This window comes from Chloroflexus sp. (assembly GCF_034435895.1).
GTDB lineage: Bacteria > Chloroflexota > Chloroflexia > Chloroflexales > Chloroflexaceae > Chloroflexus.
In genome coordinates, this window is record NZ_DAOTWH010000130.1 from 1 (window position 1) to 4,417 (window position 4,417).

At 61.9% G+C, this 4,417-nt stretch carries 5 protein-coding genes and 3 tRNA genes; 4 read left to right on the plus strand and 4 right to left on the minus strand.

The window, feature by feature from the left end; genetic code table 11:
• Nucleotides 1-74 precede the first annotated feature (74 nt).
• The 3 genes from U9R81_RS07780 to U9R81_RS07790 all read right to left on the minus strand — a co-directional run bounded on the left by U9R81_RS07780 (nt 75) and on the right by U9R81_RS07790 (nt 3,055).
• Entirely contained in the window at nt 75-593 is a 519-nt protein-coding gene (locus U9R81_RS07780) for an adenylyltransferase/cytidyltransferase family protein (protein ID WP_322494924.1), read from the minus strand.
• Between the two features lie 509 nt (nt 594-1,102).
• Complete coding sequence (locus tag U9R81_RS07785; RefSeq protein WP_322494925.1) at nt 1,103-1,489, minus strand: hypothetical protein; 387 nt, start codon at nt 1,487-1,489, stop codon at nt 1,103-1,105.
• A gap of 159 nt (nt 1,490-1,648) precedes the next feature.
• Entirely contained in the window at nt 1,649-3,055 is a 1,407-nt protein-coding gene (locus tag U9R81_RS07790) for a glucose-6-phosphate isomerase (RefSeq protein WP_322494926.1), read from the minus strand.
• 185 nt (nt 3,056-3,240) lie between these two features.
• On the opposite strand from U9R81_RS07790, the gene U9R81_RS07795 reads away from it, so the two are divergent.
• Entirely contained in the window at nt 3,241-3,579 is a 339-nt protein-coding gene (locus U9R81_RS07795; protein ID WP_322494927.1) for a cupin domain-containing protein, read from the plus strand.
• Between the two features lie 50 nt (nt 3,580-3,629).
• Here the strand turns inward: U9R81_RS07795 and U9R81_RS07800 are convergent, their stop codons facing one another.
• The gene (locus U9R81_RS07800; protein WP_066791296.1) at nt 3,630-3,947 is read right to left on the minus strand and encodes a hypothetical protein; all 318 of its coding nucleotides are present in this window, start codon (nt 3,945-3,947) and stop codon (nt 3,630-3,632) included.
• A 182-nt stretch (nt 3,948-4,129) separates the two neighbouring features.
• Between U9R81_RS07800 and U9R81_RS07805 the strand changes: the two genes are divergently transcribed.
• From U9R81_RS07805 to U9R81_RS07815, 3 genes are all read left to right on the plus strand, one after another.
• Nucleotides 4,130-4,205 (plus strand) — tRNA-Thr (locus U9R81_RS07805).
• 12 nt (nt 4,206-4,217) lie between these two features.
• Nucleotides 4,218-4,303 (plus strand) — tRNA-Tyr (locus U9R81_RS07810).
• A 41-nt stretch (nt 4,304-4,344) separates the two neighbouring features.
• Nucleotides 4,345-4,417 (plus strand) — tRNA-Thr (locus tag U9R81_RS07815).

Sequence of the window (4,417 nt, forward strand, 5' to 3'; positions counted from 1 at the left end):
CGGTGCGGGCGGTGCGGGCGGTGCGGGCGGTGCGGGCGGCAGGTGGGTGTCGCCAAACGCACAGCCGTGCGCCTCTACCCCCTGCCATATCGCGTCACAATCCGTTCGATCAAGCGGGTTGTGGCGTGACCATCATGAAACGGCAACAACCGCACCTCGCCGCCATGTGTACGCGCAATCCGCGCTTCTGGCAAGCGGGCTTCATCGATGGCAGCGCTGTGGCCGTAATCGCCGCCTTTGACATATACATCAGGCGCGAGCACCGCCACCACCGTTTCAGCGGTGCGCTCGGCAAAGATCGTCACTGCGTCAACACAGCGCAACGCCGCGATGATCGCGGCGCGTTCCGCCGCCGGCACGATCGGGCGCAACGGCCCTTTGAGCTGTTGGGTTGATTCGTCGCTGTTAATCGCCACGATCAGCCGATCACCCAATTCGCGCGCTGCCGTCAGATAGTTCACATGGCCGATATGCAACAGATCAAACACTCCATTCGTCAGCACCACCTTTAAGCCAGCAGCGCGCCATCCGGCACGCACAGCGGCCAATTCGGTCAGCGGGTAGATTGGTAATGGTGGTGATTGGTGCTCCATAATGATCCGCGCTCCGTGCATGTGCGGTGACAATAGGGCATAGTGTTGCTATGATACCGTATCATGGCGGGCCGCCCGCGCAACCCTGTTGTCCTTGCGCGGGCGGCCCCCCTCCTGTCATTGCGAGGAGGCGCAGCCCCCGCAGCAATCTCCCGCTTTGGCGCAGGTCATGCCTCAACGGGTTGCTCTCGTGATCGCAGGGGATTGCTTCGCCGCGCTTGGGCGCGGCTCGCAATGACAACCGGTCACGTCTATCCGTGCGCGGGTATCGCCCCTACCCTCGCTCTCCCCCGCTGGCGCTCGCTCGACGATACCTTTCCCGCCAATCACGCGGCTCCCCCTCTCCCGCCGCGAGGCGGGGGAGGGGGCTAGGGGGTGAGGGCCATCAGCCCGCCCAGCGGGCTTTGTCACCCTCGCCCTCCCCCTCCCCCGCTAGGGAAGGGATTCACACACCCCTCCCCGTTTACAGGGAGGGGCAGGGGGTGGGGTAATCATCCCCAACGCAACCCTCACTTCCGCTCCCGAAACGGCGAGGTGAGCGGCAACCCGATCCAAAACAGCACCGCTAGCGCCAGCACAATCCCGCACATGACCAAGATCTGGTCGGCATTCAACGGCGCGCCGACCAGCAAGGCGACACCAAGAAATCCGCCCATAGGCACGGTGGTCTGCACCGGCGCCAGCCGGGTGGCATGCTTCCAATCGCCGTGGCGCAACCGCTCGCCGGCGCTGCGCCCGATGACGGTGCCTACTGTCCCGATCAGCGCCCATAAAAATGCGGCAATGAAGATGCTCCACGACCGTGATGCCCACCAGAAAGCGCTGCCGCCGATCAGGCCGATCACGGCGCATACCGCTGATGATACCCACAACGGAGGCGGAAACCATGTAGACATAACTGTGTCCTTATGATTGGGTGGTGCAGCCGCACCGCCGTGTGGCTCTCTATCTATACATTTCTCCGATGGTGATGGTGGAGCCGCACGGCCGTGCGGCTCTACATCTGTCCCAAACCACCCACTGTTGTGCAGCCGCACGGCCTGCGGCTCTACAGGTTACACCACCCACCGCGCATCTAACGCTTGCGCCCGCGCTGCGATCGCGGCCCGCCGATCTTCAAACCCGCGCCGGCCTAACAACGCATACGTGTTGATCTTGCCTGCCTCGACGCCGGGTTGGTCGAAGGCGTTGATGTCGTACAACTCGCCGGCAATTGCCGTCTGCATCTCCATCAACATCAAGAATTGGCCGAGCGTGAAGGCGTTGATTTCTGGGAAGATGTGGGTCATATTCGGCTGGCCGGCCTCGCTGAGCGCAATCGCGGTGGCCTGCTGCTCGGCTTGGATCAGCTCGGCCATGGTGTGCCCGCCGAGATAGCTCACCCCTTCCAGATCTTCGTAGGCGGTTGGGATCGGCGCCTCCTCGGCATACTTTTCGACCGCGATGAAGTTGATGAGCTTGTCGTATGGCCCTTCCATATAGAGCTGCACTTGCGAGTGCTGGTCGGTGGCCCCCAGCGCCTTGACCGGTGTCTGGCCCACCCTTGCCGGTTTGCCTTGCCGGTCAATCGCCTTGCCCAAGCTTTCGGCCCACAATTGGGCAAACCAGTCGGCCACATCGCGCAGCCGGTTGGCGTAGGGCATCATGACCACGATCGGCTTGCCTTTGCGGAAGCAGAGGTAGTTGACCAGTGCGCCGAGCGCCGCCGGGTTGCGCAATGGATCGGGATTGGCCGCCAGTTCGCCGCCGTAGGCTGCGCCGGCCAACAACTCGCGGAGATTGACCCCTGTCATCGCTGCCGAGAGCAAGCCAACCGAGGTCAACACCGAAAAGCGCCCGCCAACCTTTGGCGGCAAGTCGAACATCGTCCATCCCTCGCGCTGGCCGATCTGGCGCAAGAAGCCGCTGCTGGGGTCGGTGGTTAACACGATGTGATCGCCGAGCGTCTCTTCCCCCACTGCTTCGACCAACGTCTGCCGGAAGTAGAGGAACGAGGCCATCGTCTCGGCAGTGGTGCCGCTCTTGCTAATCACATTGAACATCGTCCGCCGCAGATCGAGCATGCGCAGCGCGCCGGCGTTCAGTTCCGGGTCGGAATTATCTAACACCAGCAACCGCGGCCAACCGCGCTGTTCGCGCGGCAAGAGGTTGTAAAACGGCCCGTTGATTGCGGTCTGCACCGCGATATTGCCCAGTGCCGAGCCGCCAATCCCCAGCACCACAAACGTGTCGATCCGGTCGCGGTGCGCGGCGGCAAACTGCTCGAACGGCGTCACATCTTGCTCTGGCAACAGTGGCCACCCCAACGCCTCGCGTCGGCTCTGCACCGCCGCAATCGCCTCGGCTGCCCGCGCTGCCTCAGCCTCCAACTCCGCCGGAGTAAGCCCGTTCGGCCCGAATACATTATTCACGTCCAGCCGGATCCGTTGCGTTTCCCGCCAACCTGCATCCTCGTGACGCATACAGTTCTCCTTGAGTTGTCGTCAAAGCGTACCCTCTGTGCAGACACAGCGTCACCGTGTCCTCTGGTGCAGGGAATACGCCGCCTCGCCTCCTCAGTATAACATCTCTTGCCGGCCCGCTCTGGCTTGCGTTCATCCAGCAGCAACGGTAAGATGGGTCATATCAGCCTGAAAGGAGAGGTGCTATGCTTACTGCCCAGACCGCCGATATCAAGAGTTTCATGATCGGCGCGATGACCCTGCGCCCGTTTGCCGGCAATGAATTGATGGCAGTGCGGATCGATGCTCCAAAGGGTGCGGTCGCGCCGGCCCACAGCCATCCGCACGAGCAGATGACATTGGTAGTGACTGGTCGCTTGCGCTTCCGGGTTGGCGAGGAATGGCGGGAACTTGGCCCGCTTGATATTGTTCACATTCCCGGCGGAGTTGAGCACGAGGCAGTAATGGAAGAGGATGCAACCTTCTTTGACATCTTCCATCCGGTGCGCGCCGATCTGTTGCAGCGACAGGCCGAAGCCGAGTAGCAATCGTTTCCCGCGGCATGGTGGGCGTACAGCGAGCCGGTGGGACCACCTCACCGTTGCTGGGTTTGCCGCGCCTGCGCATACTCTTCGGCGGTAATGATCTGGCCGCCAGTGATCTCTTGGCTGATCAAGCGGCGCTGGCGGTCAAATCGCAACTCAGCGGTCATCAGCCGGAAACAGCGGTCATCCATCAGCTCCTTGCGGATCCAATAACCGGCCAGCTCTTCCCGATCGTCGTACTCGACCGACAAATCGTTATAGAGGTTAATGCGCGTCTGCACCACAGCGCCGCACCGCGCGCAGCGCACGTGCAGCAACAGAAAAGGGGCCTCTTCCGCCCGCCCAAACAATCGTCGCAACCATTGCATCGCTTCGCTCCCGTGCCCGTTGCGTATCGGCGCCACTCATCATAGCGCACAAGCCGCTGGCCGGCAAATGGCCCGCTAACGGTTTCTCGCATCGGAACCGCGCACTGCACCCGATTTGCATAAAACCGCAGATTGTGCTAGAATACACTGCGCTGAGCAATGGCTCGACGCCGTCGGTACGCGCCGGCGTAGCTCAATTGGCAGAGCAGCGGTTTTGTAAACCGCCGGTTCAGGGTTCAAGTCCCTGCGTCGGCTCCATCGCAACGAGACGGGTCGGTACCGAAGTGGCCAAACGGGGCGGTCTGTAAAATCGCTGGCTTACGCCTTCGCAGGTTCGAATCCTGCCCGGCCCACCACAATCGAATAGAGAAGCGCCAGCGCAACTCTATTCGTTTATGCCTACGTAGCTCAGTCGGTAGAGCACGTCTTTGGTAAAGACGAGGTCACGGGTTCAAGTCCCGTCGTAGGCT

Coding starts and splice junctions, on each gene's coding strand:
- U9R81_RS07785 (WP_322494925.1), bottom strand. CDS start 1,489: ATGTCTACATGGTTTCCGCCTCCGTTGTGGGTATCATCAGCGGTATGC.
- U9R81_RS07800 (WP_066791296.1), bottom strand. CDS start 3,947: ATGCAATGGTTGCGACGATTGTTTGGGCGGGCGGAAGAGGCCCCTTTT.
- U9R81_RS07790 (WP_322494926.1), bottom strand. CDS start 3,055: ATGCGTCACGAGGATGCAGGTTGGCGGGAAACGCAACGGATCCGGCTG.
- U9R81_RS07795 (WP_322494927.1), top strand. CDS start 3,241: ATGCTTACTGCCCAGACCGCCGATATCAAGAGTTTCATGATCGGCGCG.
- U9R81_RS07780 (WP_322494924.1), bottom strand. CDS start 593: ATGGAGCACCAATCACCACCATTACCAATCTACCCGCTGACCGAATTG.